This window comes from Paenibacillus glycinis, from assembly GCF_009909185.1.
Classification (GTDB): Bacteria; Bacillota; Bacilli; order Paenibacillales; family Paenibacillaceae; genus Paenibacillus_Z; species Paenibacillus_Z glycinis.
Genome location: NZ_JAAAMV010000001.1, coordinates 425380 through 451207, shown reverse-complemented (window position 1 = coordinate 451207; position 25828 = coordinate 425380). Strand labels below are relative to the sequence as shown.

Here is a 25828-nt window from a genome sequence, read left to right as displayed (position 1 = left end):
TCAAAAGCATAAAGTTTAGGAGTGGTCGGAATGAAAAAAATGACGGAAATCGTCATGCCGCAGCTCGCTGAATCACTTGTTTCCGCGACAATTGATAAATGGCTGAAGCAGCCCGGCGACGCCATCGAGATGTACGAGCCGATCTGCGAGATCTTGACGGATAAAGTAAACGCGGAGCTGCCTTCAACCATCCAAGGAACGCTCGCCAAGATTCTCGTCGGGGCGGGCGAGACGGTTCCGGTCGGCACGCCCGTGTGCCTGATCGAAGAAACCGAAGAAGCCGACGAGCCGCAGGTTGCGGCAACCGCGAACAGATCTTCCGCGAGCCCGGCCCCGGCAGCGGCCAACGCCAGCGCAAGCGAACGAGCCGCCGTGCGCGCGCAGGCGTCGAGCCGGCCTTCGGCAGGGAGCGCGGACGGCGACGACAGCATGCGCCACCGTTTCTCTCCGGCGGTGCAGCAGCTGGCCGGCCAGCACAACGTCAACTTGACGTACGTGGAAGGAACGGGCCTTGGCGGCCGCATCACCCGCAAGGACGTGCTGGCTTACGTGGAAGCGGGCAGCCGCAATGCCGGCTCGTCGGCATCCGGCGGAGCGTCGGCCGCTTCGGCGGGCATGCCGAACCTGAACTCCAGAGAGCCGGTCCGCTCGACGGGCCTGCATTTGTCGGAAACGCCGCGGATCCCCAAGATCGAGATCGAAGGGCAGCAGCTGCCCGGCCGCAGCGAATATTTCATCGACGTGACGCCGGTGCGCAACGCGATCGCGCGCAATATGCGCCAGAGCGTGACGGAAATTCCCCATGCCTGGATGATGATGGAAGTCGACGTGACCAATCTCGTCAGCCTGCGCAACAAGCTGAAGGAAGATTTCATGAAGCGCGAAGGCGTCAACCTGACGTACATGGCGTTCTGGGTGAAAGCCGTCGTGAACGCGATCAAGGATTTCCCGATCATGAACTCCGTCTGGGCCGTCGATAAAATCATCGTGAAGCGCGATATTCATATCGGATTGGCCGTCGGCACGGAGGATGCGGTGAAGGTGCCGGTCATCAAAAACGCGGATCAGAAAAATATCGCCGGACTTGCGCGCGAGATCGAGGACCTGGCACGCAAAACGCGCGAGGGCAAGCTGACGCTGGCCGATATGGAAGGCGGCACGTTCACGGTCAACAACACCGGATCGTTCGGCTCCATTCTGTCTTATCCCATCATCAATTATCCGCAGGCCGCGATCGTGACGTTCGAGTCCATCGTCAAGCGCCCCGTGGTCATCAACGATATGATCGCGGTCCGTTCGATGGCGAATCTCTGTCTGTCGCTGGATCACCGGATCTTGGACGGCGTCATCTGCGGACGGTTTTTGCAGCGCGTGAAAGAAAATTTGGAAGGCTTCACGTTGGACACGAAACTGTATTGAAACGAAACGAGGCGAACAAGCGATGACAACGAACGTGAAGGCGATCGATGTGCGATATACGCCCATGATGGGCTATGCCGAAGCTTGGGACCTGCAGAAGGCCTGCGTCAAAGAGATCGACAAGGAGGAGCGGCGCGAGTCGCTGCTCCTTCTTCAGCATCCGCCGACGTATACGGTCGGTTCGCAGAAGCATCCCGAGCATTTGCTGTATTCCGAGGAAGAATTGGCGCAGCGCGGCATCGGCGTGTTCCAGATCGACCGCGGAGGCGATATTACCTACCACGGTCCAGGGCAGCTCGTCGGCTATCCGCTGCTTTACTTGGACGGGGCGAACCTGGACCTGCACCGGTACTTGCGGGACTTGGAGCAGGTGATCATCGACTGGCTCGGCGGCTACGGCATCGAGGGCGGACGCAAGCCCGAATATACGGGCGTATGGGTCGGCAACGAGAAAATCGCGGCGATCGGCGTGAAATTCAATAAAGCCAGGACTCGCCGGGGATTCATAACGAGTCATGGCTTTGCGCTGAACGTGAAGGCGGGCATTGCGGAGGACGGCTTTCGGGGGATCATTCCGTGCGGCATTCAAGATTACGCGGTGACGTCTTTCGCGGACGTGACGGGCATACATCTTAGCGTGGAGCAAGTCGCGGCGGAGCTGCTGCCGTATTTCTGCAAGCAGTTCGGCTATGAGGTCGCCGCGCGGGAGGGGCTATTCGAAAATCCAGCCGACGCCGATCAACAGCGTGGAGATCAGCATGGCAGCAATTAGCACCCAAATGAACACTTTCATCATGGCATTGGGACGCATGGCAGGATGCTCCTTTCGTACAAGATAACCTAAGGCCTGTCCCTATTGTAAACGATAACGACGGACGGAGGAAAGCCGATGATCGACCGGAACCGATTGATAGAGGAGTTCATGTCGCTAGTCCGGGTGGACAGCGAAACGAAGAACGAACGGAACATTTGCGACGTGCTGACGAAGAAATTCACCGATTTGGGCTTGGCTGTCGAGGAGGACGGAGCGGCTGCCGTTACGGGCCATGGCGCCGGCAATTTGATCGTGAAGCTGGAGGCGAGAGGCGCGGAGCAGGCGCCGCCGATATTTTTCACCTCGCATATGGACACCGTGACGCCGGGCAAGGGCATTCAGCCGCGCCTGGATGACGACGGCTATATTCGAAGCGACGGCACGACGATATTGGGCAGCGACGACAAGGCGGGGCTAGCGGCGATGTTCGAGGCGATCCGCGTGCTGAAGGAGAACGACCTGCCGCACGGACCGGTGCAATTCGTCATTACGGTCGGCGAAGAGAGCGGTCTGGTCGGAGCGGCGGCGCTCGATCGTTCCAAGCTGGAAGCCCAGTACGGCTATGCGCTCGACTCCAACGGCGAGATCGGGGCCATTGCCGTGGCGGCTCCGGCGCAGGCGAAGATCTCGATCAAGATCTACGGCAAATCGGCGCATGCGGGCGTCAATCCGGAGGACGGCATCAGCGCCATTCAAGTGGCGAGCAGAGCGGTCTCGCGGATGCCGCTCGGACGCGTCGACCACGAAACGACGGCGAACATCGGACGTTTCGAGGGCGGCGGCGCGACCAACATCGTCTGCGACTTCGTGAAGCTCGACTCCGAGGCGCGCAGCATCGTGAACGAGAAGCTGGCGAAGCAGGTCGAGGCGATGCGGGAGGCCGTGGAATCCGTGACGCAGGAATTCGGCGCGAAAGCGGAATTCGAAAGCAAGCTGGCCTATCCCGCCTACATGCACGGCGACGACGAGCCGGTCGTCAAGCTCGCGAAGGAAGCGATCGCGAAGATCGGCGCAACGCCGCGCACGTTCCATTCCGGCGGCGGCAGCGACGCGAACATCTTCAACGGCTTCGGCGTGCCGACCGTGAATTTGGCCGTCGGTTACGAGCATATCCACACCACCAACGAGCAGATCAAGGCTTCGGATCTGGCGAAGACGGCGGAGCTGGTCGTGGCGATCATTTCCCTGACCGCGCAGCGGCAGGCGTAAACGCAAGCGGACGACCGCATGACAAAGGGGCGCCCCAGCGCAGGGAAAGTTCTTCTGCGCGCGGGTACCCCTTTTCCGGTTCGATCGACTGCGCCGCGCCTGGCGCGGGCATCAGGTCGGGCGGACGGAGGATTGCAAATATTCGCTCAGCGTATGCGCCGGACGGCCGTGCGCGGCGGTGAATTTCGTGCCGGATTTGCTGAGCAGCTTCAGCTGATGCCTGATTTCCCAAGCCTTGCCCACGAGCGTCAATTGGCCGTTCACGATATATTGCTTCATCATCCCGCACCCCTTTTGCTAATCTGTTAGAGAATATGCCGCAGCGGGACAAGTTATGCTTGGCCGCCAACCGATATCCGAGGAGAGATGGAACGTGCTGGAGAAAACCGAACAATTCCAGGAAGTAACCGTAAAGTCCGAACCGATTTTTCAAGGCAAAATCATATCGCTGCAGGTGGATACGATCCAGTTGCCGAACGGAGGCACGGCGACGCGCGAGATCGTCCGCCATCCCGGCGCCGCGGCGGTTTTGGCGCTGATCGACGGCAAGATGCTGGTCGTCGAGCAGTATCGCAAGCCGATGGAGAAATTTCAGATCGAGATCCCGGCCGGCAAGCTGGACGCCGGAGAAGACCCGATGACGGCGGCGGCGCGCGAGCTGGAGGAAGAAACCGGCTACCGCGCGGGCAGGCTGCGTCCGCTGAGCGCCTTCTATACGTCGCCGGGCTTCGCGGACGAGAAGTTGTATCTGTACATCGCCGAGGAGCTGACGAAAGGCGAAAGCGCGCCCGACGACGACGAATTCCTGGCCGTGGAAGCGATCACGTTCGAGCAGGCGCAGCAGTATATCCGGGAAGAGCGCATCGGCGACGCGAAGACGATACTGGCGGTATACGCCTGGCAGGTTTACCGGCTGACGGGAGAGATTTAAATGAGCGGCCAAGCCGCCGGAGCAGCCGAGCCGAAGCGGGTATTCGCGGACCTTCACCTGCATATCGGCCGCACGGAGCGGGGGGAGTCGGTGAAGATCAGCGGCAGCCGCGATCTGACCTTCCGGAATATCGCGCATGAAGCGGCCGTCCGCAAAGGCATCCGCCTGCTCGGCGTCATCGACTGCCACTCCCCGGGCGTGCAGCGGGACATCGAGCAGCTGCTGCAGAATGGCGAAATGACGGAAGCCGACGGCGGAGGCATCCGCTACCGGGATACCGTCATCCTGCTCGGCGCGGAGATCGAGGTCAGGGATGCCGGGTTCGGCACGGCGCATCACCTGGCCTATCTGCCGGATCTCGCCGCGATGCGGGACTTCACGCAGTGGCTCTCGAAGCATATGCGCAACGTCCAGCTCAGCTCGCAGCGGCTGTACGTGCCGAGCCGGGAGCTGCAAGCCGAGGTCAAGGGGAGAGGCGGCTTGTTCGTGCCCGCCCATGTCTTCACGCCGCACAAGAGCCTGTTCGGCAGCTGCTCCGACCGGCTTGCCGATACGCTGGATCCCGGCATGGTGGATGCCGTCGAGCTTGGCCTGAGCGCGGACAGCCGGATGGCGGGCTTCATTCCGGATCTCGACGGTTATCCGTACTTAACCAATTCCGATGCCCATTCGCTGGCCAAGATCGGCCGCGAATACAACGAGCTGAAGCTGGCGGAGCCTTCCTTTCGGGAGCTCGCGCTTGCGCTTCGCGGCGCCGAAGGACGGGAGATCACGGCCAATTACGGACTCAATCCGGTGCTGGGGAAATACCACCGGACCTACTGCCTGAACTGCGGCTCGCTCGCCGAAGCGAGGGAGGACGGCGAGCGCTGCGCCCAATGCGGCAGCCCGAAGCAGGTCCGCGGCGTGCTGGACCGGATCATGGAGCTGGCGGAGCAAGCGGGACGCGGGACGCCTGTCGTGCCGGACGACCGGCCGCGCTACGTCTACCAGGTGCCGCTTGAATTCGTTCCCGGGATCGGCCGAAAGACGCTGGACAAGCTGCTCGAGCGCTTCGGCACCGAAATGAACATCCTGCACGACGCGCCGGAAGCCGATCTCGCCGCGACCGCCGGCGAACCCGCGGCGGCCATGATCGCCTCCGCCCGTCTCGGCGCCCTTCGCCTGCAGGCAGGCGGTGGCGGCAAGTACGGCAAGGTCGTTCAAGGCGGCTAGCGCCGCTTGACCGTCATAGCGCGGGAAGCTTGGACATACACTGTACCAACCCGGTTTGGAGGAGTGTGCCATGCGAACATCCGCGCTGCAATCGTCCGTGAAGGATCAATTGTCGCTTTACGTTTTCGTTTTCGTGCTTTTTGTCGTCGGCGTCGTGTTCGGCGCGCTGATGATCAATGCGCTGACGCTGGGCCAGCAGCAGGACCTGTCCGACGACATCGGGCAGTTCATTTTGCATATTCAGAACGGCACGACGGAGCAGGGCGGCGCCGCTTTCATGGACCGGGCATGGTTCCAGGCCAAATGGCTGCTGCTCGTCTGGGTGCTGGGGCTGACCGTCGTGGGCATGCCGTTCGTGCTGGCGCTCGATTTTCTGAAAGGCGTGCTCGTCGGCTTCGCGATCGGCATGCTCGTGCGGGAGTTCGCATGGAAAGGGCTGCTGTTCGCGCTGGCTTCCGTGGCCCCCGTCAATCTGATCGCCGTGCCGGCTTTTCTGATCGCCAGCGTCTCCGCGGTCACCTTCGCCGTCCATGTCGTCAAAAGCCGCTTGTTCGGCCGCTTCGGCCCGCTTGGCCGCCCGCTGCTGTCGTTCACGGCGACGGCCGCCTTCATGCTGATCCTATTGGTCGGCGCTGCGCTGGTGGAGTCGTATTTGACGCCGATCCTTCTGAAATGGGCGGTCCCGCTCGTGAGCGGCGTTCGCGGTGAATTGGAATCATTCTAAAATAATTGACTTTCCTCGATGGAAGCACCTATAATTAAAGCTGAAACCACACCGGTTCCGGCCGAAGTCGAGTTGCGAGGGGGAAAGCCATGGAATCCCGGATTGATAAAATCAAGCAGCAGCTGCAGTCGCAGGGGTACAAGCTTACTCCGCAGCGGGAAGCTACAGTTCGCGTGTTATTGGAGAACGAAGAGGATCATCTGAGCGCCGAAGACGTGTTCATGCTCGTGAAGGATAAAGCGCCCGAGATCGGACTGGCTACCGTTTACCGGACGCTGGAGCTGCTAAGCGAATTACATGTCGTGGAGAAGCTGAATTTCGGAGACGGCGTGGCGCGGTACGACCTGCGGACTGATAATAACAAACATCATCACCATCATCTCATCTGCGTGCAATGCGGCACGATGAGCGAAATATTAGAGGATTGGCTTGGACCGCTTGAGGAACGTTTGGAGCAGGAATACGGCTTTACGGTTTTGGATCACCGCCTTGATTTCCAGGGCGTATGCAAAAACTGCCGGGCGAAGAACAACCTGGCCAAACCGGAACAACAATAACTCCCTTCCGCAGGGTGCACGGTCCTTGGACTGCGCGCCGCTGTAAAGGGAGTTTTTTGTTGCCCGGTTCGACCTTTCCGCAGCGGAAGGAGCTTGTCGCCGCTGCGCTTGGGACGTGTACTCGGGCGCGGCGCAGCGGCAACCTCGGGCGGCTAAGCGCGGGCCCCCCGGCGAGCATCGGACGGCTGCTATGCCTCCGCCTTCGATGCCTTCGAGACTGCCGTCGCCCGCCGTTATTTCTTGCGGCGGCGACGGCTTTTCCGGCTGCCGCCCCGCTTGCTCGCGGCTTCGGTCTCGCCGCCGTCGCCGACGCTGCCGGCGGCATCGAAGAACTGCGCGAGGCCGTAGCCCTGCGAACGGCTGCTGGAGCCGGAGATCTTCTTCGCCGTCGCGCGCAGCCGCTTCTTGATGCCGTACGGCGTAAGGCTCGGCTGCAGCGATTTCAAGAGCGCCGCGCCGCCGGCGACATGCGGACAAGACATGCTGGTGCCGGACATGATCTCGTAGCCGCCGCCGGGCTTCGTCGACTTGATGAAGCTGCCGGGCGCGGTCACGTCGATGCCGGATCCCCGGCTGCTGTAATCGGCGATCCTGCCTCCTTGCGTGGAGGCGGCTACGGCAATGGTATCGGAGTAGCGCGCCGGCTGGTCGATGCTGCCCGTGTTCGAGGGTCCGCTGTTGCCGGCCGACGCGACGACGACGATGCCTTTTTTCCGCGCGCGCTGCACCGCTTCTTTCAAGGCGGAGCTCGTTTCGCCCTCGAGGCCGAGGCTCATGTTGATGACCGGGATTTTCTTCTTGATGCACCATTCGATGCCCTTGATGAGATCGGAGACGTAGCCGGCGCCGCTGGCGTCGAGCGCCTTGACGGCATACAGCTTGGCGCTTGGCGCGACGCCCGGCTGCATGCCGTTCTTGCCGAGCCCGGCCGCGATGCCCGCGACATGCGTGCCGTGGCCGTTGTCGTCGGCGTACGAGGAACCGCCCATCGTGTTGACGCCGCCGGACACGTACAAATCGGCGTTTTTGCCGATGCCCGTGTCGATGATGCCGATGCCTACGCCGCTTCCGCGCGACGCGGACCATACGCTATGGGCCTGCACCTGCTTGATGTTCCAGGGCGCAGAACTGGAAGTGGATTCCGAATGGATCGAAGCTTTATTGGTTTTGGGGCGAAGATCTCGTTTCAGGTACGGCAGTGAGGGTTTGCTGCTGCGGGTACGCGTCCGCCCGCCGCCGGTCTTCGCGCCGGGGCCCGGAACGAAGCCGTGCGCATGCACCTTGAAATCCGGCTCGACGTAGCTGACGTCGGGATGACGGGCGAGCGTTTGCAGCTTATCGGCGCGGCGGCTGTCGACATGGCAGACGATAACCCGGCCGCGCCGGATGCTTTTCACCGGTTTGATGCCGAAATTGGCCAGCTGGTTGAGGCATTTCACGTAGTGGTCACGCCGCTTGAAGCTGATCAGCTTTCGCGACGTGTGCGTGGATGATCGGGCCGTCGAGCAGCTGAGCAGCAGCTTCTCCACCTTAGGCAAGGCTGTTCCTCCTTTAGCAATGGGCAAACTCGGGCGAAGATGAGCGGAGCCGTTACTGCAGTGTATGGAGACATCCGCACGGGGGCTTGGGCATCCGCCTGAGCGGGTACATATTTTATGTCAGCCGAGGAAATCGTATCAGCGAGGACTGTCAACCCGTCCGCCGCCTGTATATGATGGAGCATGGAGAACAGGAGAGGGAGATGCATATGATCATCGGCGTGCCGAAAGAGATCAAAGCAAGCGAATATCGCGTCGCGCTTACGCCCGCCGGGGCAGCGATGCTGAAGGCGGCCGGCCATGAAGTCGTCGTGCAGAGCGGCGCCGGAAGCGGGAGCAGCTTCGCGGACGACGCTTACGCGGACGAAGGCGCGGTTATCGTCGGCGAGGCCAAGGACGTCTGGGCGCGCGCGGACATGATTATGAAGGTGAAGGAGCCGCTGCCCGAGGAATTCGGCTTTTTTCGCGAAGGGCTGCTGCTGTTCACTTATCTGCATCTTGCCGCCGCGCCGGAATTGACGAAGGCGCTCCTCGATGCGCGCGTGTCGGGGGTCGCGTACGAGACGATCCAAGCGGCGAACGGCAGTCTCCCGCTGCTGACGCCGATGAGCGAGGTCGCCGGGCGGATGGCCGTGCAGGTCGGATCGCAGTTTCTGGAGGCGTTCTACGGCGGCCGCGGCATCCTGCTCGGCGGGGTGCCGGGCGTTCCTCCGGCAGAGGTGATCATACTTGGCGGAGGCATCGTCGGCACGAACGCGGCGAGAATCGCGCTCGGGATGGGCGCGAGCGTCGTGATCCTGGAACGCAGCGCCGAACGGATGCGTTATCTCGACGAGCTGTTCGGAGGCCGGATCCGGACGCTCATGTCCAATGCGTACAACATCGCGAACGCCGTGAAGAAGGCGGATCTCTTGATCGGCGCCGTCCTTATCCCGGGCGCCCGCGCGCCGCATCTCGTGACGGAGGACATGGTCAAAACGATGAAGAAAGGCGCCGTCATCGTCGACGTGGCCGTGGATCAGGGCGGGACGATCGCCACGATCGACCGCGTGACGACGCACAAGGATCCCGTATACGAGAAGCATGGCGTGCTGCATTACGCGGTGGCGAACATGCCTGGGGCCGTGCCGCGGACGTCGACGCTCGCGCTGACGAACGTCACGATGCCGTACGCGCTGGAACTGGCGGGCAAAGGCCTCGAAGAAGCGGTTCGCCATCATGAAGCGCTTCGCAAAGGCGTCAACACCTATAAGGGCCGAATCACGCATCCGCAGGTAGCCGAGTCGGTCGGCATGCCCCATGTCGGCCTGGAACAGCTGCTGCAAAGCATTCCGTTCGAAAAGCTGAATTAGGCGGCCGCCCGCGATCTTTCGCAACGGGCATCCGCCCAGGCATGAATCCGCCGCCACGCTCATAAGGTGTTGTAAGGACAACCTCGGCCTGTTCGCGCATGCCGCGGCCGATGTCCGTTTTCTTATGAGAGGGGACGCTGACCGATGGTGGTATCGGTGCGCAGTTGGATGCGGCGGCTGCTGTTCGTGCTGCTGCTCTGCTTCTTCACGATCACGATGTACGGCGGCTGCAGGCTGCTCGCGGTCTGGATCGCGCCGGACGATCCGTACCGCGTGCCGCAGGGCCAAGCGCTGAAGGTATTCAAGGCGGGCGATCAACAGCAGGGGGAGAACGGCAGCATCGCCGAGCGGCTGCGGCTGTTTTACTGGTACGGCGAATAATCGCGCTCGCGCGAGCGTCCGGATTCGACAAAATCGGCGCCTTTTGCAGGAAATCGACGGCCGGTCGTGGAAGTAGAGCATGAGGATGGACGACTGCCCGGATATCCCGGAAAGGAACGCTTATGAATGAGCATGTGAAGTCTTTTATCGGCTCGCTGCGGGAGGGGGAGCGCAAACGTTCCCCGTATACCCTTCAATCGTATGAACGGGATTTGCTGCAGGTGCTCGGCTATCTGGCGGGCGAAGGAATCGGCCGCGCGGAGGACGTGCAGAAGCACCACCTGTCGCTGTATTTCCGTCAATTGAAGCAGCAGGGGCGGGCGGCCGCGACCATCTCCAGGCAAATGGTATCCGTCCGCGCCTTTTTTCATTATTTGCTCGCCGGCGGCGCGGTGTCGTCCAACCCGGCGCTGCATTTGGAGGCGCCCAAGCTGGAGAAGCGCCAGCCGCAGGCGCTGGCGACGGAAGAAGTCGATCGGCTGCTGACGGCTCCCGATCGGGCGACCGACGCGGGCGTGCGCGATACCGCGATGCTGGAAGTGCTCTACGCGACGGGCATGCGGGTTTCCGAACTTATTTCATTGGATCTTGAACATGTCCAGCTGACGCTGGGCTTCATTCGCTGCATCAACGCGAAGGAACAGGAACGGATCATACCGCTTGGCGGCGCGGCGGCCGAAGCAGTGGCCGCATATTTGGAACGGGTCCGCCCCAAGCTGGCGAAGGACGGCGGACAAGCCCTCTTTCTCAATCTGCAGGGAAGCCGCATGACGCGCCAGGGCTTCTGGAAGATCCTGAAGCGGACGGCGCGGGAAGCCGGCATCGGGAGCGGCTTGACGCCTCATTCGCTGCGCCACGCGTTCGCATCGCATCTGCTGCAGAACGGCGCGGATCTCCGGTCCGTGCAGGAGATGATGGGACACGCCGATCTGCAGACGACGCAGCTATATGTGCAGCAGGCCAAGTCGCGCATCAAGGACGTGTACCATCAAGCCCATCCGCGCGCCAAGCGCAATCCGTGAACGGCCGCAACAACGAGACAAGAATGGAGTGAACCTATGCGTTTTGATCGAATTGGCGTTATCGTGCTCGACAGCGTCGGCATCGGCGAACTGCCCGATGCGCCGGCTTTCGGCGATGCGAATTCCCACACGTTGGGACATATCTTGGAGAAAGTGCCCGCCTTGGATTTGCCGAACATGCGGCGCTGGGGGCTCGACCGGATCGAGCGCCTGGGCAGCTGGAGGCCCGAGAGCGAACCGGCCGCTTATTACGGGAAGATGGCCGAGGTTTCTTCGGGCAAAGACACGATGACCGGACATTGGGAGATCGCGGGGCTAAAAATCGCCGTTCCGTTCCAAACGTTCACGGACGGATTCCCGGCGGAGCTGATCGAAGCGTTCGAGCGGCGGACCGGCCGCGGCGTGCTCGGCAACAAATCCGCGAGCGGCACGGAGATTATGGACGAGCTCGGCGAGGAGCAGCTGAAGACGGGCAAATGGATCGTCTACACGTCCGCCGACAGCGTGTTCCAGATCGCCGCGAACGAAGAGCTGATTCCGCTGGAAGAGCTGTACCGTGCCTGCGAGATCGCGCGCGAGCTGACGATGGACGAGCGCTTCGCGGTCGGCCGGGTCATCGCGCGGCCTTTCGTCGGCAAGCCCGGCGCCTTCAAGCGGACGCCGAACCGGCACGATTACGCCGTCAAACCGCCGGAGCCGACCGTGCTGAACGCGCTGCAGGACGGCGGATTCGACGTGATCGCCGTCGGCAAGATCAACGATATCTTCTGCGGCGAAGGCATCACGGCGGCGCTGCCGACGAAGAGCAACGCGGACGGCATCGCCAAGACGCTGGAAACGCTGGACAAGCCGTTTCGCGGCATGCTGTTCACGAATCTGGTCGATTTCGATTCGCTGTTCGGCCATCGGCGCGATCCGCAGGGCTATGCCGGCGCGCTGGAGGAATTCGACCGCGCCTTGCCCAAATTGGAACGCCGGCTCGGCGAGCGCGATCTGCTGATCGTGACGGCCGATCACGGCAACGATCCTACATACGCAGGCACCGACCATACGCGCGAGTACGTGCCGCTGCTCGCGTTCGGCCCGGCGCTCGCGAAGCCGGGCTCGCTCGGCGTCCGCGCCACCTTTGCGGACGTCGCCGCCACGATCGCCGACAATTTCGGCGTGAAGCGTCCCGCCAACGGCACGTCTTTCCTCGGCGAGCTGCACTAGCGGCGAGGGAGACGCGGCAGCTTCCATCGCCGGGCGGCAAGGCCGGCAAGAACCAATAAGGAGGAACAGGATATGAACATGTTGAAGGCAGCGCAAGTCCGCGAAGCGGCCGATTACATTCTGGGGAAAACAGGCATCAAGCCGGAGATCGGCTTGATCATGGGTTCGGGTCTCGGCATTCTCGGGGACCATATCGAGAACGCGGTCGTAATTCCATACGCGGATATCCCGCATTTTCCGATCTCGACGGTCGAAGGCCATGCGGGGGAATTAATGATCGGCACGCTGGCCGGACGTCCCGTCGTGCTCATGCGCGGGCGGTTCCATATGTACGAGGGCTACGGTCCCGACTTGACCGCGTTTCCCGTGCGCGTCATGAAAGCGATCGGCGCCTCCAAGCTGGTCGTCACGAATGCGGCGGGCGGGGTCAATACGAATTACAGTCCGGGAGACTTAATGCTGATCGCCGACCATATCAATTTCCAGGGCCATAATCCGCTCGTGGGCCCGAACGACGAGGAGCTCGGCGTACGGTTTCCCGACATGTCGCAGCCGTACAGCAAGCGGCTGCGCGAAGTGGCGGCGGGCGTGGCCAAGGAACAGGGCTTCTCGCTGCAGGAAGGCGTCTACATCGCCGTGCTTGGCCCGTCCTACGAGACGCCAGCGGAAATCCGCATGATGCGCGTGCTTGGAGCGGATGCTGTCGGGATGTCGACGGTCTCCGAGGTCATCGCGGCGAATCATTCCGGCATGGAAGTTATTGGAATTTCCTGTATAAGCAACATGGCCTCGGGTATATTGGATCAGCCGCTGTCCCATAATGAAGTCATGGAAACGACAGAACGCGTGAAATCCCGGTTCCTTGGTCTCGTCAAGGGCCTGATTCCTTTGATATAGGCTGTAACAGAAATGTAACAAAGGGCTCGACGCATTGTGACATTCTTTCTTGATTCATCGTCGTATAATGTCCGTGATATCAATACACCATCTTTCAAAAAGTGGGGAATTTTTTTCATGGACAAGCATAGCTATCATTTACTTGAGCGTCTGCGCGGGCAGATGGTTTCCGCCGCAATGGGAAAGGGATCCTTTTTGAATCGCGACGTTCTGCTGCTCAGCCAGACGCTCGACCAGCTGATCGTGAAAGCGCAGCGGGAAAAAAAGCGGAATCCGGGATCGGCTCAAGGCTGAACGCCTCGAAACGCGCATCCTGGTCAAAGCAGTGGAGGTTATCAGACTTGCGAGCGGTCGACATTATTCATAAGAAACGGAACGGCGGCGCATTGACGAACGAAGAGCTGTCGTTTCTTATAACAGGCTATAGCCGCGGGGAAATTCCGGACTACCAAATGTCCGCCTGGGCAATGGCCGTTTTTTTTCAAGGCATGAGCGCGGAAGAAACCGCCTCCCTGACGACGGCGATGGCCGAATCCGGTGATCAGGTCGATCTGTCCCCCATCCGGGGCATTAAAGTGGACAAGCACAGCACCGGCGGCGTCGGCGACAAGACGAGCCTGATCATCGGTCCGCTCGTCGCGTCCTGCGGGGTTCCCGTCGCCAAGATGTCCGGCAGGGGACTCGGGCACACCGGCGGCACGATCGATAAGATGGAATCGATGCCAGGTTTCCGGACGGAGCTGACGCGCGAGGATTTCATCGCGCAGGTCAACGGCATCGGCGTCGCGATCATCGGCCAGAGCGGCAATATGGCGCCGGCCGACAAGAAGCTTTACGCGCTGCGGGACGTGACCGCGACGGTGGAATCCATTCCGCTCATCGCGAGCTCCGTCATGAGCAAGAAGATCGCTGCCGGCGCGGACGCCATCGTGCTGGACGTGAAGACCGGCAGCGGCGCGTTCATGAAGACGCTGGACGACTCCGAGAAGCTTGCCCAGGCGATGGTCGACATCGGCACGCAGGTCGGCCGGCGGACGGCGGCGCTCATCAGCGACATGGATCAGCCGCTCGGATTCGCCATCGGCAACGCGCTGGAGGTCCGCGAAGCGATCGAGACGCTTCATGGCCGCGGTCCGGCCGATCTGACGGCGCTGTGCATCGCGCTGGCTTCGCATATGGTCGTCCTCGGCGGACAAGCCGGCGATCTGGAAGAAGCGGAAGCGCTGCTTCGCGAGAAGCTGCGCTCCGGCGAGGCGCTCGCCAAGTTCAAGCAGTTCGTGGCCGCGCAGGGGGCCGATCCCGCGGTCGGGGATGATCCGGCCCTGCTGCCGCAAGCCCCGCTTCTCGTGGAAGTGCCCGCTCCGAAGAGCGGCTGCGTGCACGCCATCCAGGCGGAGGAGCTTGGCCTGGCGGCCATGCTGCTCGGCGCCGGCCGGGAGACGAAGGACTCCGTCATCGACCATGCGGTCGGGATCACGCTGCAGCGCAAGGTCGGCGAGACCGTCCGCGAAGGCGAGACGCTCGCGCTGCTCCACGTGCGGGAAGACAACGCCGCCGTTCAGACCGTTCTAAAGCGGGTGCAGGAGGCGTACGCCATCGGCGAGGAGCAGCTCGCGCCGTCGCCGCTGCTGTTGTCCATCGTGACGGAACAAGGCGTGACGCGCTTTTAAAACAAAGCGGTTCCAGATCACGCGAAAGGCATCCGGTTTTCATCGGGTGCCTTTCTTTTTTTGCTGGTAGAATTGGAATATTTTACTCCTGAACGGTGCACACTAGGAATGAGATTTTAGCCGTTTTGCGGACTTGCTTTGCCGCGGGCACCACTCAGGAGGAGAACTTCGATGAAAAACAACTTGAAACAGCTCGTCGTCGCCGGATTGACGATGATATTAGCGCTTTCCGTACCTGTATCTGCCTGGGCGGAGGAGAAGGGGCAAGCCCCGCAAAGCGCGGGCGCGGCCGATTTGGCGCCGTCCGCGCGTTCGTCCATTCTGATGGACGCGGACAGCGGAACGATCATTTACGAGAAGAACAGCCATGCGAAGCTGCCGCCGGCCAGCATCACGAAGGTCATGACGATGCTGCTCATCATGGAAGCCATCGACGAAGGACGCATCAAGCTGACGGACAAAGTACCGACGAGCGAGTACGCCGCCTCGATGGGCGGCTCGCAGATTTTCCTGGAGCCGGGCGAGCAGATGACCGTCGACGAGATGCTGAAGGGCATCGCGATGGCATCGGGCAACGACGCCTCGGTCGCCATGGCGGAGAAGATCGCCGGCACGGAGTCGGCTTTCGTCGACATGATGAACAAGCGCGCGGCGGAGCTGGGGCTCAAGAACACCCATTTCGCGAACTGCAACGGCCTTCCCGCGGCGGAGCATTATTCGTCCGCGCATGATATCGCCGTCATGTCGAGAGAGCTGCTGAAGCATAGCGAGATCACGAAATATACCGGCGTGTACCAGGATTATCTGCGCAAATCGAGCGAGAAGCCGTTTTGGCTCGTCAACACGAACAAGCTGGTCCGGTTCTATACGGGCGCGGACGGTTTGAAGACCGGCTTTACGAGCGAGGCGAAATTCTGCTTGACGGCCACGGCGCACAGGGACAACCTGCGCGTGATCGCCGTCGTCATGGGCGAGCCGAACACGAAGACGCGCAACGCCGAGGTGTCCCAGATGCTCGACTATTCGTTCGCGCAATATATGAATCACACGATCTTCAAGAAAGGCGACGCGATGGGCAGCGTGAAGGTCGAGAAGGGCATGGTGCCCGAGCTGGCCCTGACCGCGAAGCATTCCTACAGCGTGCTGCTGAAGAAGGGCAGCTCCGTGAAGGATATCCGCTACGAGCTGAAGCTGAACCCGCTGAAGGCGCCGGTAACGGTCAACCAGCCGATCGGCAAGCTGGTCGTGTTCCAAGGCGACCAGGTCTTGACGGAATTCGCCGTCGACGCGCCGGCATCCATCGACCGCGCGGGCTGGTGGACCTTGTTCAAGCGCTCCATGGGCAGCCTGTTCGGCTAAGCTTGCCCGAACGCGGCGCAATCCGCGCGATGCGGCGCGCAATTTGTCTGCCTTTAGCGCTCTGCTTCTAGTTTTGTCGGGGGGCAGGAAACGAAGGGCGCGGCGTAGAATCCTCCTTCAACACGAAAGCGATCGCCGGGCAAGGGGTTCGGGATTGGCTCGTGCTCCGCAAATTTGAGCATAGGAGTGAACGAGAGGATGAGCTTGCAGGTCGAGTTGGAGCATTACCGAAACGTGCTTATCGTCAGGCTGCGCGGCGAGCTGGATCATCATACCGCCGATGTCGTCCGGTTCAAAATGGAGGAAGCGATTCTTCGCGGCAACAGCGACCACGTCATTCTCAGCCTGAAGGAGCTGCTGTTCATGGACAGCTCCGGTCTCGGCGTCATTCTCGGCCGCTACAAGCAGCTGAAGGCCAGAGGCGGGAAAATGGTCGTGTGCGACGTGAACCAGAGCGTTTACCGGCTGTTCGAATTGTCGGGCTTGTTCAAAATATTGCCGATTCACGATAACGAGCGGCTTGCGCTCACGAGTCTGGAGGTCGTTTCATGAACGAGAGAAATGAGATGACACTTACCTTCTCCGCCAGGTCGGAGAACGAGGCGTTTGCCCGCGTCGCGGTCGCGGCGTTCGTTTCGCAGCTGGATCCGACGCTCGAGGAGCTGAACGATCTGAAGACGGCGATCTCCGAAGCGGTCACCAACGCGATCATACACGGCTACGACGGCGATCCGAACGGCAAGGTCACGATCGAAGGCCTGATCGAAGGCGACGTCGTGCGGCTGATCGTGAAGGACAACGGCAAGGGCATCGAAGATCTCGATCTCGCCCGCCAGCCGTTGTATACCTCCAAGCCGGAGATGGAACGTTCCGGCATGGGATTTACGATCATGGAGAACTTCATGGATGGCTTCGACGTATCGAGCGAGCCGGGCAACGGGACAGCCATCGCGATGACGAAGCGCATTGAATCGAAAAAAGCGCTTTTCAATTAGGCGCATAGGGGTTGGACCGCATGGATGTCGATATGAAACAAACGGCGCAGCCATATTTGGATGATTCCGAGGTGAAGCGGCTGATCGCTTTGAGCCAAGCCGGGGATACGCTGGCGCGCGATACGTTGGTGCAGTGCAACATTCGTCTCGTCTGGTCCGTCGTGCAGCGTTTCATGGGACGCGGCTACGAGCCGGAGGACTTGTTCCAAATCGGCTGCATCGGCCTGTTGAAGTCGGTCGATAAGTTCGATCTGTCCTACGAGGTCAAATTCTCCACCTATGCGGTGCCGATGATCATCGGCGAGATTCAGCGCTTCCTCCGCGACGACGGCACGCTCAAGGTCAGCCGCTCCCTGAAGGAGACGGCCAACAAGGTGCGCAAGACGAAGGACGAGCTGTCGAAGGTGCTGGGACGCCTGCCGACGATCAAGGAGGTCGCCGAACGGCTCGGAATCACCCCAGAGGACGTCGTGTTCGCGCAGGAAGCGAACAAGCCGCCTACTTCCATTCACGAGACGGTCTTCGAGAACGACGGCGATCCCATCACGCTGATGGATCAGATCGCGGACGATTCGCAGGAGCGCTGGTTCGACAAGCTCGCGCTGAACGAAGCGATCGGCGGGCTGTCGGAACGCGAGCGGCTCATCGTCTTCCTCCGCTACTACCGCGACCAGACGCAGTCCGAGGTGGCTGCCCGCCTCGGCATCTCCCAGGTGCAGGTATCGCGGCTGGAGAAAAAGATTTTGCAGCTCATCCGCGACCAGATCGCGCAATGAACGCGACATAACCGCGCTAGCGAAAAGCCGATTGCCCGGCCGGGGCAATTGGCTTTTTTTGCTTTGTTTGCTCTGATTATCCTACGTCGCCTTATCTCATACTAACAGGGAGATCATGACGATAAGGAGGAGTGCGCGATGAATCCCGACATGCCGCCGAGCGTGTATCTGCGCCTGCGCAAGAGGATCGGCATCCGGCCCGAGGGCATCGTAACGCTCGGGCAGGCCGCCCGTTTGTTCGCAAGCGATCCCGTACTCGAAGCGAGGCTGGAGTCGCTCGCGCTGCACCGTCATTCGTTGAAGGACGGCAATCGCGTCGTAATCGACCTGCTGCAGATCGTCCGTTCGATCCGGGAGGAAGCGCCGGGAGCCGTCATCGACGCCTACGGGGATCCGCAGGTGCTCGTCATCGTCGCCGACGCGCCGCGAGAGCCGCGCAAAATCGTGCTGTTCGTCACGTGGCTGCTGCTGTTCTTCGGATCCGGGCTCGCGATCATGAACTTCCACACCGACGTCAGCATGAAGGAGGTGCACGAGCGGATCACGGAGCTCGTCACCGGCAAGAAAACGGAGCATCCGCTTTGGTTTCAGGTGCCGTATTCCCTCGGCATCGGAATCGGCATGCTCGTTTTTTTCAACCATTTGTTCCGGAAACGGTTCAACGAGGAGCCCAATCCGCTTGAAGTGGAGCTTTACATGTACGAGGAGAACGTCAACGCCTACGTCATCGCCGACGAGATGCGCAAGAAGAACGAGCCGGGCGAAGCCGCCGCCGCGCATCCGAAGCGGAACCGCGGAGAAACGGGCATAGACGATGGTTAACATCGCGGCCGGGTCGTTCTTGGCGCTGCTGGGCTTTGCGGGCGGCTTGGGCGTCGGCAGCGCGCTGGCGGCGCTTCTTATCGTGCTGGATATCATTCCGAGGCTGGCGCAGCTGGCATTTGCGTATCGCAAGTCCATCTGGTTCGAGACGGCCGTCGTCAGCGGCGCGGTATTCTGGTCGCTGGCGGATTTCCTCGAGTGGCGGCTGTGGCTGCCGAAGATCGCCGCCATGATCGTCATCGGCACGTTCGACGGCATCTTCGTCGGCATGCTCGGCGCCGCGCTGACGGAGGTCATGAACGTGCTGCCGATCTTGGCGAAGCGGGTCAGGCTCAGCCGCTATCTCGTCACGCTCGTGGTCGCCATGGTCATCGGCAAAGTGACGGGCTCGTTGTTCGATTGGCTGGTGTTTCAATACATGGACCCGTAGAAGCAGGGACGATGACGAAGAAAGAGGGGCTATAGATGCGAGATAACGAGCATGGCGACAAGGAACGAGGGACAACGGAATTCAAGAAGCCGGTGCATGTATTTTGGCATGGGAACGAGGAGGACTTCAAGGTCGAAGTCCGGGAGGACGAAGGCGGTCCGAGCGGAATGGGGACGAATGCGCGCGAATCAGGTTCGATCGCATCGAGTGCGGGCGAGAACGATGCCCCGGCGGATCAGGCGGAAGGCGAGGCCGTTGCGGATCCTATCGCAGCAGACGGCAGATTTGCCGCAAACGGATCCCGTTCGGCGGCCGCAGCGGGTTCGACGGGCGCGGAGGCCGCGACGGCTCCGGCGGATCATGCGCCCCTTGATCCGGGTGCCGAGCACCGTCCGATCATCGGCCACCGGAGGCCGGGGACGGAGGAGCACAAGCCTGCTCCGATTCCGGATACGCTGGAGGGGTTCAAGGACAGGCTGGAGGAAGAGATCGGCTACAAGACCAGCTTCGACATCGTCCTGCGCGAGATGACGTTCGGCGACCGCCGCGTGGCGCTGTTTTTCTTCAACGGCTTCGCCAAGGACACGATTCTGACCGAGGTGCTCAAACGGCTGACGTATCTCGATGCCGAAGATTTCCGCACTGCGTCGTTCCATGATTTTTTCCGGCTGTACGTGCCCGCGATCCAGGTCGTGGAGGAAGAGAACTGGGACAATATGATGACGAACGTGCTCTCCGGCGGCACGGCGATGTACGTGGAGGGCGAAGCCAAGGTGCTCCTGATCGACGCCAAGGCTTTTCCGGCCCGCAACCCCGAGGAACCGACGCTCGAACGGGTCGTCCGGGGCGCGCGCGACGGATTCGTGGAGACGATGCTCGTCAACGTCACGCTCGTGCGCCGGCGGCTGCGGGACAAGCATCTTCGGTACGAGATCCTGAGGGTCGGGGAGCGCACGCAGACGGATATCTGCATCGCGTACATCGACGACATCGTCGACAGGGAGATGCTCGAATCCATCCGTGACAAAATCAAGGAAGTGAAGATCGACGGCCTGCCGCTGGCCGACAAGCAGCTGGAGGAAGCGACGGTGAAGCGGGGTTGGAATCCGTTTCCGCTCGTCCGTTATTCGGAGCGGCCCGATACCGTCGCCGTCCACCTCATGGAAGGCAACATCGCCGTCTTCGTGGATACGACGCCGAGCGTCATGATTTTGCCGACGACCTACTTCGACCTGCTGCAGCATGCGGAGGAGAACCGCCAGACGCCGTTCATCGGCACCTATTTGCGGTGGGTGCGGTTCATAGGAATGGCCGCGTCGCTGTTTCTGCTGCCGCTCTGGTTCCTCTTCACGCTGAAGCCGGAGCTGAAGCCGCCGGCGCTCGACTTCATCGGCGCGCAGAAAGCCGGCCGCCTGCCGATGGTCGCCCAGTTCCTGATCGCCGAGATCGGGGTCGATCTGCTGCGCATGGCGGCCATCCACACGCCGACGCCGCTCGCGACCGCGATGTCGCTCATCGCCGCCATCCTGATCGGGGACATTGCAGTGAAGACCGGGCTGTTCGTGAACGAGGTCGTTCTGTACATGGCGGTCGCGGCGATCGGCATGTTCGCAACGCCGAGCTACGAGCTCGGCCTGGCGAACCGGATCATTCGGCTCGTGCTCATCGTCGCGGTCGCCTCGTTCAAGGTGGAGGGATTCGTGATCGCGACGACGGCCTTCTTCATCCTGCTCTGCATGGAGCGGTCGTTCAACCGCCCGTACATGTGGCCGCTCATCCCGTTCGATCTCAAGGGCATGCTGAGCATTCTCCTCCGGACGCCGGTCCTGCAGAACCGCAAACGCCCGAATTATCTGAAGCCGCAGCAGCGGGACAGAATGCCGAACGGCGAGGAATCGCGGTAGCCCCTTCGAGAAAAATGCAAATGAAATGTGGAATTATCCATTTCGGCGGGGAACCGAATGCGCTATACTGATGTTAAATGGTGCAAACAACACGATTGGGTAATTTTTGATGGAGAAAGCGGAGGGGAAACGGATGTACTTACACGGTACCAGCAAAGTTAACTCGCAAGGACATTTGGAAATCGGCGGCGTGGACACGACGGAATTGGCGAAGCAGTTCGGCACGCCGCTATACATCGTGGACGAGGCGCTCGTGCGCCAGAGAGCCCGCGAATACGTGGAATCGTTCCGCGCGTCCGGCTTGAAATTCCAAGTCGCCTACGCGAGCAAAGCGTTCAGCGTCATGGCGATGTGCTCCATCGCGGAACAAGAAGGCCTGTCGCTCGACGTCGTATCCGACGGCGAACTGTACACGGCGCTGAAAGCGGGCTTCCCGGCTGCGCGCATTCATTTCCACGGCAACAACAAGACGCCGGACGAGATCAACATGGCGCTCGACGCCAACATCGGCTGCTTCGTCGTCGACAATTTCAACGAGCTGTATCTGCTGAATGCCCTCGCGGCCGACAAAGGCAAGCGGGTCAACATCCTGCTGCGCATCACGCCGGGGGTAGAAGCGCATACGCATGATTATATTTCCACGGGTCAAACCGACTCCAAGTTCGGCTTCGACCTCGGCAACGGCACGGCGTACAAGGCGATCCAAGAAGCGTCCGCCCAACCGAACCTGGAATTGCTCGGCGTGCACTCGCACATCGGCTCGCAAATTTTCGAAGTCGAAGGCTTCGCGATGGCAGCCGCCAAAGTGGCCGGCTTCGCCATGCAGGTCAAGAGCGAGCTGGACGTGACGTTCCGCGTCATCAACCTCGGCGGAGGCTTCGGCATCCGGTACGTGGAGGGCGACACGCCGCTTCCTATCGCGCAATACGTGAAAGCCATCACCGACGCCATCAAAACGAATTTCTCCGCGGCCGGCTATCCGCTGCCCGAGATCTGGGTCGAGCCGGGCCGCAGCATGGTCGGCGACGCCGGCACGACGCTGTACACCGTCGGGACAAGCAAAGACATTCCGGGCGTGCGCAAATACATCGCGGTCGACGGCGGCATGACGGACAACCCTCGTCCGGCTTTGTACGAATCCAGATACGAGGCGGTACTGGCCAACCGCGCGAACGACGCGCTCGAAGAAACCGTTACCGTAGCGGGCAAATGCTGCGAAAGCGGCGATAAATTGATCATCGATTTGGAGCTTCCGAAAGCCAGCAGCGGCGACCTGCTTGCCGTCTTCTGCACGGGCGCGTACAATTATGCGATGGCGAGCAATTACAACCGCATTCGCCGTCCGGCCGTCGTCTTCGTCAAGGACGGCTCGGCGGACGTCGCCGTCAAACGGGAATCGCTCGACGATATCGTCGGCAACGACGTCATTCCGGCGCGGTTGCAAACGTCGGCGGTTAAATAACGGTTTCGACTAGCGATCCCCGCCGTGGAAGAAAGGCAGGGCGATTCGAGTGACGAACAAGAGGATTGCTGCGCTATGGCCAGGATCGATGACATGCTGCACTTGAATATTTGACAAGCAGATTGACATAGAGGAAAATGTAGAGATTAAACGAGGGCCGGAGATCGCAAACTCTCCGGTCGTCGAATTCAATAAAAGTGCAGGTGGCTAAGATGAAAAAGGGTAAGATCACGCTTGAAAACGGCGCAGAGGTGCTTATCGATTTCCTTCCGGAAGAAGCGCCGAACACGGTAGCAAACTTCGAAAAGCTGGCAAACGAAGGCTTCTACAACGGTCTTAAATTCCACCGCATTATCCCGGGCTTCGTAGCTCAAGGCGGAGATCCAAACGGAAACGGTACCGGCGGACCAGGGTACACCATCGACTGCGAGACGGCAACGAACACCAGCAAGCATTCAAGAGGCGCGCTGTCCATGGCCCACGCTGGTAAAAATACGGGTGGTTCCCAGTTCTTTATCGTGTACCAGCCGCAACCGCACTTGGACGGCGTACATACCGTGTTCGGTAAGGTGACCCAAGGCATGGAGCACGTCGATGCAATGAAGCCGGGCGACCAGATGAAAGAAGTTACGGTCTGGGACGAGTAGAACTAAAATTCGTACATCTGCATCATTAAGGTTGCCCATGATGGGTAACCTTTTCTATTTTCCAGGACATGCCTGCAATCGTGGCCGAACCGCAAAGGATCGAACCGCAAAGGATCGAACGGCGAATATCGATGGCATGGCGGAGTTATTCGCCTACCGCGTTTTTTGTTGGAGCGGCGGCCTTTGGCAGCGCATTCGACATTTATTCCAACAAAACAGGTTGCATTTTCGATAGTGAAGTGGTAACATTTCCACAAACGTATTTACGATTTTCCTTCGGGGTAGGGTGAAATTCCCAACCGGCGGTGATCAGAGGCAAGCAGTCGATTTGAGCGTTATCCGGCGGCTATCCTTTGTCAGTCCGTGACCCGGCTCGCAAGCGTGCGAATCCCTCCTGGGACCGCTCGGCTGCTTGACGGTGGACCTGGTGCAAATCCGGGACCGACAGTACAGTCTGGATGGGAGAAGGAAAAGGCACGTGAATTCCATTTTTTCATGTCTCGCCAACCTTGTTCATTTTTTCACAAGGAAGCCGAGTTTGTTTGAATGTGTCTTCGAACGCGACCTTTTAACCTGTTCATTCCGATCACCCCGTTGGCGATACGAGCCGAGGGGTGATTTTTGTTATGTCGAGTATGGATGTATTGAACGACGAAACGTATATGCGCCTAGCGCTCGATATGGCTTCCAAGGCGCAGGGGCAGACCGACATCAATCCCGTGGTCGGCTGCGTCGTCGTCCGGGACGGCCGCATCGTCGGGCTCGGCGCGCATCTGCGCCGCGGCGAAGGCCATGCGGAGGTTCACGCGCTGCGGATGGCCGGAGACGAGGCCGAAGGGGCGACGGCATACGTCACGCTCGAGCCCTGCAGCCACCACGGGCGAACGCCTCCGTGCTGCGAGCGGCTGATCGAAGCGAAGGTCGCGCGCGTCGTGGTGGCCTGCACGGATCCGAATCCTCAGGTCGCCGGCCGCGGCATCGCACGGCTTCGCGAGGCGGGCATTGAAGTCTCGGTGGGCTTGCTGGAGCGCGAATCGCTGCTGATGAACGAGATGTTCAACAAGTTCATCGTCACGCGGTTGCCGTTCGTCACGATGAAATCGGCGATGACGCTGGACGGCAAGCTGGCCGCGAAGACGGGCGACAGCCGTTACGTCAGCGGGCCGCAGGCCAGAGAGATGGTGCACACGCTCCGGCACCGGCATATGGGTATCATGATCGGCGCCGAGACGGCGTTGATCGACGACCCGGAGCTGACGACGCGCTTGTCCGTTCCGGCCGTTCATCCCGTGCGCATCGTCGTGGATTCCAGGCTTCGCCTCCCGCTCGAAGCCCGCATGCTGCAGGATCTCTCGGTGCCCGTCATCGTGCTGACGGTGGAGGGCGCCGATCCCGGCAAGCGCGCCGCGTTGCAGGCGGCCGGCGCGGAAGTCGTCGATTGCGGCGACGGAAAACGCGTGGATCTGGCGATCGCCATGCGCAAGCTCGGCGAGCGGGAGATCGGATCGATCCTGCTCGAAGGCGGCGGCAAGCTGAACGGCGCCATGCTGGAGCTCGGCTTGATCGACAAGCTGCTGTTGTTCGTAGCCCCCAAAGTCATCGGCGGCCAAGCCGCTCCCGGGGTATTCCAGTTCGAGGGCTTCGAGAAGATGGCGCATGCCGTTCCGTTCCGGGACGTTCAGGTGGAACGGATCGGCGCCGACATCTTCCTGAGCGCTTATCCCGAGTACGGGGCAGGCGACCGCACAAGCGGAGCATAAAGGGGATGGCGGCAAGCCATTCATTCGGGAGGAGAGGAGGACCTACTCATGTTTACCGGGCTTATCGAAGAAGTCGGCACGTTGAAGCGGTCGTTTAAACAAGGCGAAGCGATGCTGCTCGTCATCGGGGCCGATCGCGTGTTGAAGGACGTCGCTATCGGCGACAGCATTTCCGTGAACGGCGTTTGCTTGACCGTAACGGAATACGACAGCCGCTCGTTTACGGTCGACGTGATGCCGCAGACGTACCGTCATTCCACCTTGAAGGACGTTCGCGCCGGCGAACCGCTCAATCTGGAGCGGGCGATGCAAGCAGGCGGGCGCTTCGGCGGCCATATCGTGCAGGGGCATGTCGACGGCACCGCCGACATCGTCTCGCGCGGCAGCGACGCCAACGCCGTCGTCTTCACGATCCGGCCGCATGACGAGAAGCTGATGCGTTACGTCATTCCGCAAGGCTCCGTCACGCTGGACGGCATCAGCCTCACCGTGGCGCTGGCCGACCGGAACAGCTTCACAGTCTCCATCATCCCGCACACGTTGAAGGAGACGGCGCTGCAGCACAAAGGCGCGGGCGCGGCCATCAACGTGGAGTGCGACGTGCTCGGCAAATACGTCGATCACCTGCTTCATTTCAAAGGCGGCGGGGACGAAGGCGGCCGAACGGGCAAACCGGACGGCAGCAGCAAGATTACCGCAGCGTTTCTGGCGGACAACGGTTTTTTCTGACGT

26 protein-coding genes, 1 pseudogene and 1 riboswitch are annotated in these 25828 nt (G+C 60.9%); of the genes and pseudogenes, 25 read left to right on the top strand and 2 right to left on the bottom strand.

The window, feature by feature from the left end; all coding sequences use genetic code 11:
* The first annotated feature begins 30 nt into the window (after positions 1–30).
* From GT019_RS02120 to GT019_RS02110, 3 genes are all read left to right on the top strand, one after another.
* Positions 31–1419 carry a dihydrolipoamide acetyltransferase family protein gene (locus GT019_RS02120; RefSeq protein WP_201755188.1) on the top strand — a complete coding sequence of 463 codons (1389 nt, stop codon included), beginning with the start codon at positions 31–33 and terminating at the stop codon, positions 1417–1419.
* A gap of 22 nt (positions 1420–1441) precedes the next feature.
* Positions 1442–2191, top strand: a complete 750-nt coding sequence (gene lipB / locus GT019_RS02115) for a lipoyl(octanoyl) transferase LipB (protein ID WP_161740692.1) — start codon at positions 1442–1444, stop codon at positions 2189–2191.
* Between the two features lie 117 nt (positions 2192–2308).
* The gene (locus GT019_RS02110; RefSeq protein WP_161740690.1) at positions 2309–3442 is read left to right on the top strand and encodes a M20/M25/M40 family metallo-hydrolase; all 1134 of its coding nucleotides are present in this window, start codon (positions 2309–2311) and stop codon (positions 3440–3442) included.
* 186 nt (positions 3443–3628) lie between these two features.
* On the opposite strand, the pseudogene mciZ reads toward GT019_RS02110, so the two are convergent.
* Positions 3629–3721, bottom strand: a pseudogene (mciZ, locus tag GT019_RS31705) (Z-ring formation inhibitor MciZ); the annotation flags it as partial.
* 94 nt (positions 3722–3815) lie between these two features.
* On the opposite strand from mciZ, the gene GT019_RS02100 reads away from it, so the two are divergent.
* The 4 genes from GT019_RS02100 to fur all read left to right on the top strand — a co-directional run bounded on the left by GT019_RS02100 (position 3816) and on the right by fur (position 6869).
* On the top strand, positions 3816–4373 hold the full coding sequence (locus GT019_RS02100) for an NUDIX hydrolase (RefSeq protein WP_407945054.1): 558 nt from the start codon (positions 3816–3818) through the stop codon (positions 4371–4373).
* Positions 4374–5588, top strand: coding sequence for an endonuclease Q family protein (locus tag GT019_RS02095; RefSeq protein ID WP_161740686.1), 1215 nt, complete (start codon positions 4374–4376; stop codon positions 5586–5588).
* A 70-nt stretch (positions 5589–5658) separates the two neighbouring features.
* The gene (spoIIM, locus tag GT019_RS02090; protein ID WP_161740684.1) at positions 5659–6312 is read left to right on the top strand and encodes a stage II sporulation protein M; all 654 of its coding nucleotides are present in this window, start codon (positions 5659–5661) and stop codon (positions 6310–6312) included.
* 89 nt (positions 6313–6401) lie between these two features.
* Positions 6402–6869, top strand: coding sequence for a ferric iron uptake transcriptional regulator (gene fur, locus GT019_RS02085; RefSeq protein WP_161740682.1), 468 nt, complete (start codon positions 6402–6404; stop codon positions 6867–6869).
* A gap of 233 nt (positions 6870–7102) precedes the next feature.
* On the opposite strand, the gene GT019_RS02080 is transcribed toward fur, so the two are convergent.
* On the bottom strand, positions 7103–8398 hold the full coding sequence (locus GT019_RS02080) for a S8 family peptidase (protein WP_328803903.1): 1296 nt from the start codon (positions 8396–8398) through the stop codon (positions 7103–7105).
* A 218-nt stretch (positions 8399–8616) separates the two neighbouring features.
* On the opposite strand from GT019_RS02080, the gene ald reads away from it, so the two are divergent.
* The 18 genes from ald (at position 8617) to ribE (ending at position 25825) form a co-directional block, all read left to right on the top strand.
* Complete coding sequence (gene ald / locus GT019_RS02075) at positions 8617–9759, top strand: alanine dehydrogenase (protein WP_161741474.1); 1143 nt, start codon at positions 8617–8619, stop codon at positions 9757–9759.
* A 144-nt stretch (positions 9760–9903) separates the two neighbouring features.
* The gene (locus tag GT019_RS02070) at positions 9904–10140 is read left to right on the top strand and encodes a DUF4227 family protein (protein WP_161740678.1); all 237 of its coding nucleotides are present in this window, start codon (positions 9904–9906) and stop codon (positions 10138–10140) included.
* Positions 10141–10262: 122 nt separating this feature from the next.
* The gene (xerD, locus tag GT019_RS02065) at positions 10263–11162 is read left to right on the top strand and encodes a site-specific tyrosine recombinase XerD (protein WP_161740676.1); all 900 of its coding nucleotides are present in this window, start codon (positions 10263–10265) and stop codon (positions 11160–11162) included.
* A gap of 36 nt (positions 11163–11198) precedes the next feature.
* Entirely contained in the window at positions 11199–12374 is a 1176-nt protein-coding gene (locus GT019_RS02060) for a phosphopentomutase (protein WP_161740674.1), read from the top strand.
* Positions 12375–12446: 72 nt separating this feature from the next.
* The gene (locus GT019_RS02055) at positions 12447–13271 is read left to right on the top strand and encodes a purine-nucleoside phosphorylase (protein ID WP_407945053.1); all 825 of its coding nucleotides are present in this window, start codon (positions 12447–12449) and stop codon (positions 13269–13271) included.
* A 117-nt stretch (positions 13272–13388) separates the two neighbouring features.
* Positions 13389–13565 (top strand): aspartyl-phosphate phosphatase Spo0E family protein, encoded by a 177-nt coding sequence (locus GT019_RS02050; RefSeq protein ID WP_161740672.1) that lies wholly within the window; start codon positions 13389–13391, stop codon positions 13563–13565.
* 47 nt (positions 13566–13612) lie between these two features.
* Positions 13613–14941: a pyrimidine-nucleoside phosphorylase gene (locus GT019_RS02045; RefSeq protein WP_161740670.1), complete on the top strand. Its 1329-nt coding sequence runs from the start codon at positions 13613–13615 to the stop codon at positions 14939–14941.
* 171 nt (positions 14942–15112) lie between these two features.
* Entirely contained in the window at positions 15113–16300 is a 1188-nt protein-coding gene (locus GT019_RS02040; RefSeq protein ID WP_161740668.1) for a D-alanyl-D-alanine carboxypeptidase family protein, read from the top strand.
* Between the two features lie 198 nt (positions 16301–16498).
* Positions 16499–16852, top strand: a complete 354-nt coding sequence (spoIIAA, locus tag GT019_RS02035; RefSeq protein WP_161740666.1) for an anti-sigma F factor antagonist — start codon at positions 16499–16501, stop codon at positions 16850–16852.
* The gene (gene spoIIAB, locus GT019_RS02030) at positions 16849–17295 is read left to right on the top strand and encodes an anti-sigma F factor (RefSeq protein ID WP_161740664.1); all 447 of its coding nucleotides are present in this window, start codon (positions 16849–16851) and stop codon (positions 17293–17295) included. Before spoIIAA ends, spoIIAB begins: the two co-directional genes overlap by 4 nt.
* Positions 17296–17315: 20 nt before the next feature.
* Entirely contained in the window at positions 17316–18071 is a 756-nt protein-coding gene (gene sigF / locus GT019_RS02025) for an RNA polymerase sporulation sigma factor SigF (RefSeq protein WP_161740662.1), read from the top strand.
* Positions 18072–18209: 138 nt separating this feature from the next.
* On the top strand, positions 18210–18893 hold the full coding sequence (locus tag GT019_RS02020) for a stage V sporulation protein AA (protein ID WP_161740660.1): 684 nt from the start codon (positions 18210–18212) through the stop codon (positions 18891–18893).
* Positions 18886–19323, top strand: a complete 438-nt coding sequence (locus tag GT019_RS02015) for a stage V sporulation protein AB (RefSeq protein WP_161740658.1) — start codon at positions 18886–18888, stop codon at positions 19321–19323. Before GT019_RS02020 ends, GT019_RS02015 begins: the two co-directional genes overlap by 8 nt.
* A gap of 35 nt (positions 19324–19358) precedes the next feature.
* Complete coding sequence (locus GT019_RS02010) at positions 19359–21227, top strand: spore germination protein (protein WP_235946597.1); 1869 nt, start codon at positions 19359–19361, stop codon at positions 21225–21227.
* A 133-nt stretch (positions 21228–21360) separates the two neighbouring features.
* Entirely contained in the window at positions 21361–22689 is a 1329-nt protein-coding gene (gene lysA / locus GT019_RS02005) for a diaminopimelate decarboxylase (RefSeq protein ID WP_161740656.1), read from the top strand.
* Between the two features lie 212 nt (positions 22690–22901).
* On the top strand, positions 22902–23336 hold the full coding sequence (locus GT019_RS02000; RefSeq protein WP_161740654.1) for a peptidylprolyl isomerase: 435 nt from the start codon (positions 22902–22904) through the stop codon (positions 23334–23336).
* A 268-nt stretch (positions 23337–23604) separates the two neighbouring features.
* Positions 23605–23810, top strand: a riboswitch (FMN riboswitch).
* Positions 23811–23971: 161 nt separating this feature from the next.
* Positions 23972–25096, top strand: coding sequence for a bifunctional diaminohydroxyphosphoribosylaminopyrimidine deaminase/5-amino-6-(5-phosphoribosylamino)uracil reductase RibD (gene ribD, locus GT019_RS01995; protein WP_161741471.1), 1125 nt, complete (start codon positions 23972–23974; stop codon positions 25094–25096).
* 48 nt (positions 25097–25144) lie between these two features.
* The gene (ribE, locus tag GT019_RS01990) at positions 25145–25825 is read left to right on the top strand and encodes a riboflavin synthase (protein WP_161740651.1); all 681 of its coding nucleotides are present in this window, start codon (positions 25145–25147) and stop codon (positions 25823–25825) included.
* Positions 25826–25828: the final 3 nt, after the last annotated feature.

Bases quoted from the DNA above. Each gene is read 5' to 3' on its own strand.
- GT019_RS02120 (WP_201755188.1), top strand. From the start codon at position 31: ATGAAAAAAATGACGGAAATCGTCATGCCGCAGCTCGCTGAATCACTT.
- lipB (WP_161740692.1), top strand. From the start codon at position 1,442: ATGACAACGAACGTGAAGGCGATCGATGTGCGATATACGCCCATGATG.
- GT019_RS02110 (WP_161740690.1), top strand. From the start codon at position 2,309: ATGATCGACCGGAACCGATTGATAGAGGAGTTCATGTCGCTAGTCCGG.
- GT019_RS02095 (WP_161740686.1), top strand. From the start codon at position 4,374: ATGAGCGGCCAAGCCGCCGGAGCAGCCGAGCCGAAGCGGGTATTCGCG.
- spoIIM (WP_161740684.1), top strand. From the start codon at position 5,659: ATGCGAACATCCGCGCTGCAATCGTCCGTGAAGGATCAATTGTCGCTT.
- fur (WP_161740682.1), top strand. From the start codon at position 6,402: ATGGAATCCCGGATTGATAAAATCAAGCAGCAGCTGCAGTCGCAGGGG.
- ald (WP_161741474.1), top strand. From the start codon at position 8,617: ATGATCATCGGCGTGCCGAAAGAGATCAAAGCAAGCGAATATCGCGTC.
- GT019_RS02070 (WP_161740678.1), top strand. From the start codon at position 9,904: ATGGTGGTATCGGTGCGCAGTTGGATGCGGCGGCTGCTGTTCGTGCTG.
- xerD (WP_161740676.1), top strand. From the start codon at position 10,263: ATGAATGAGCATGTGAAGTCTTTTATCGGCTCGCTGCGGGAGGGGGAG.
- GT019_RS02060 (WP_161740674.1), top strand. From the start codon at position 11,199: ATGCGTTTTGATCGAATTGGCGTTATCGTGCTCGACAGCGTCGGCATC.
- GT019_RS02055 (WP_407945053.1), top strand. From the start codon at position 12,447: ATGAACATGTTGAAGGCAGCGCAAGTCCGCGAAGCGGCCGATTACATT.
- GT019_RS02050 (WP_161740672.1), top strand. From the start codon at position 13,389: ATGGACAAGCATAGCTATCATTTACTTGAGCGTCTGCGCGGGCAGATG.
- GT019_RS02040 (WP_161740668.1), top strand. From the start codon at position 15,113: ATGAAAAACAACTTGAAACAGCTCGTCGTCGCCGGATTGACGATGATA.
- spoIIAA (WP_161740666.1), top strand. From the start codon at position 16,499: ATGAGCTTGCAGGTCGAGTTGGAGCATTACCGAAACGTGCTTATCGTC.
- spoIIAB (WP_161740664.1), top strand. From the start codon at position 16,849: ATGAACGAGAGAAATGAGATGACACTTACCTTCTCCGCCAGGTCGGAG.
- sigF (WP_161740662.1), top strand. From the start codon at position 17,316: ATGGATGTCGATATGAAACAAACGGCGCAGCCATATTTGGATGATTCC.
- GT019_RS02020 (WP_161740660.1), top strand. From the start codon at position 18,210: ATGAATCCCGACATGCCGCCGAGCGTGTATCTGCGCCTGCGCAAGAGG.
- GT019_RS02015 (WP_161740658.1), top strand. From the start codon at position 18,886: ATGGTTAACATCGCGGCCGGGTCGTTCTTGGCGCTGCTGGGCTTTGCG.
- GT019_RS02010 (WP_235946597.1), top strand. From the start codon at position 19,359: ATGCGAGATAACGAGCATGGCGACAAGGAACGAGGGACAACGGAATTC.
- lysA (WP_161740656.1), top strand. From the start codon at position 21,361: ATGTACTTACACGGTACCAGCAAAGTTAACTCGCAAGGACATTTGGAA.
- GT019_RS02000 (WP_161740654.1), top strand. From the start codon at position 22,902: ATGAAAAAGGGTAAGATCACGCTTGAAAACGGCGCAGAGGTGCTTATC.
- ribD (WP_161741471.1), top strand. From the start codon at position 23,972: ATGGATGTATTGAACGACGAAACGTATATGCGCCTAGCGCTCGATATG.
- ribE (WP_161740651.1), top strand. From the start codon at position 25,145: ATGTTTACCGGGCTTATCGAAGAAGTCGGCACGTTGAAGCGGTCGTTT.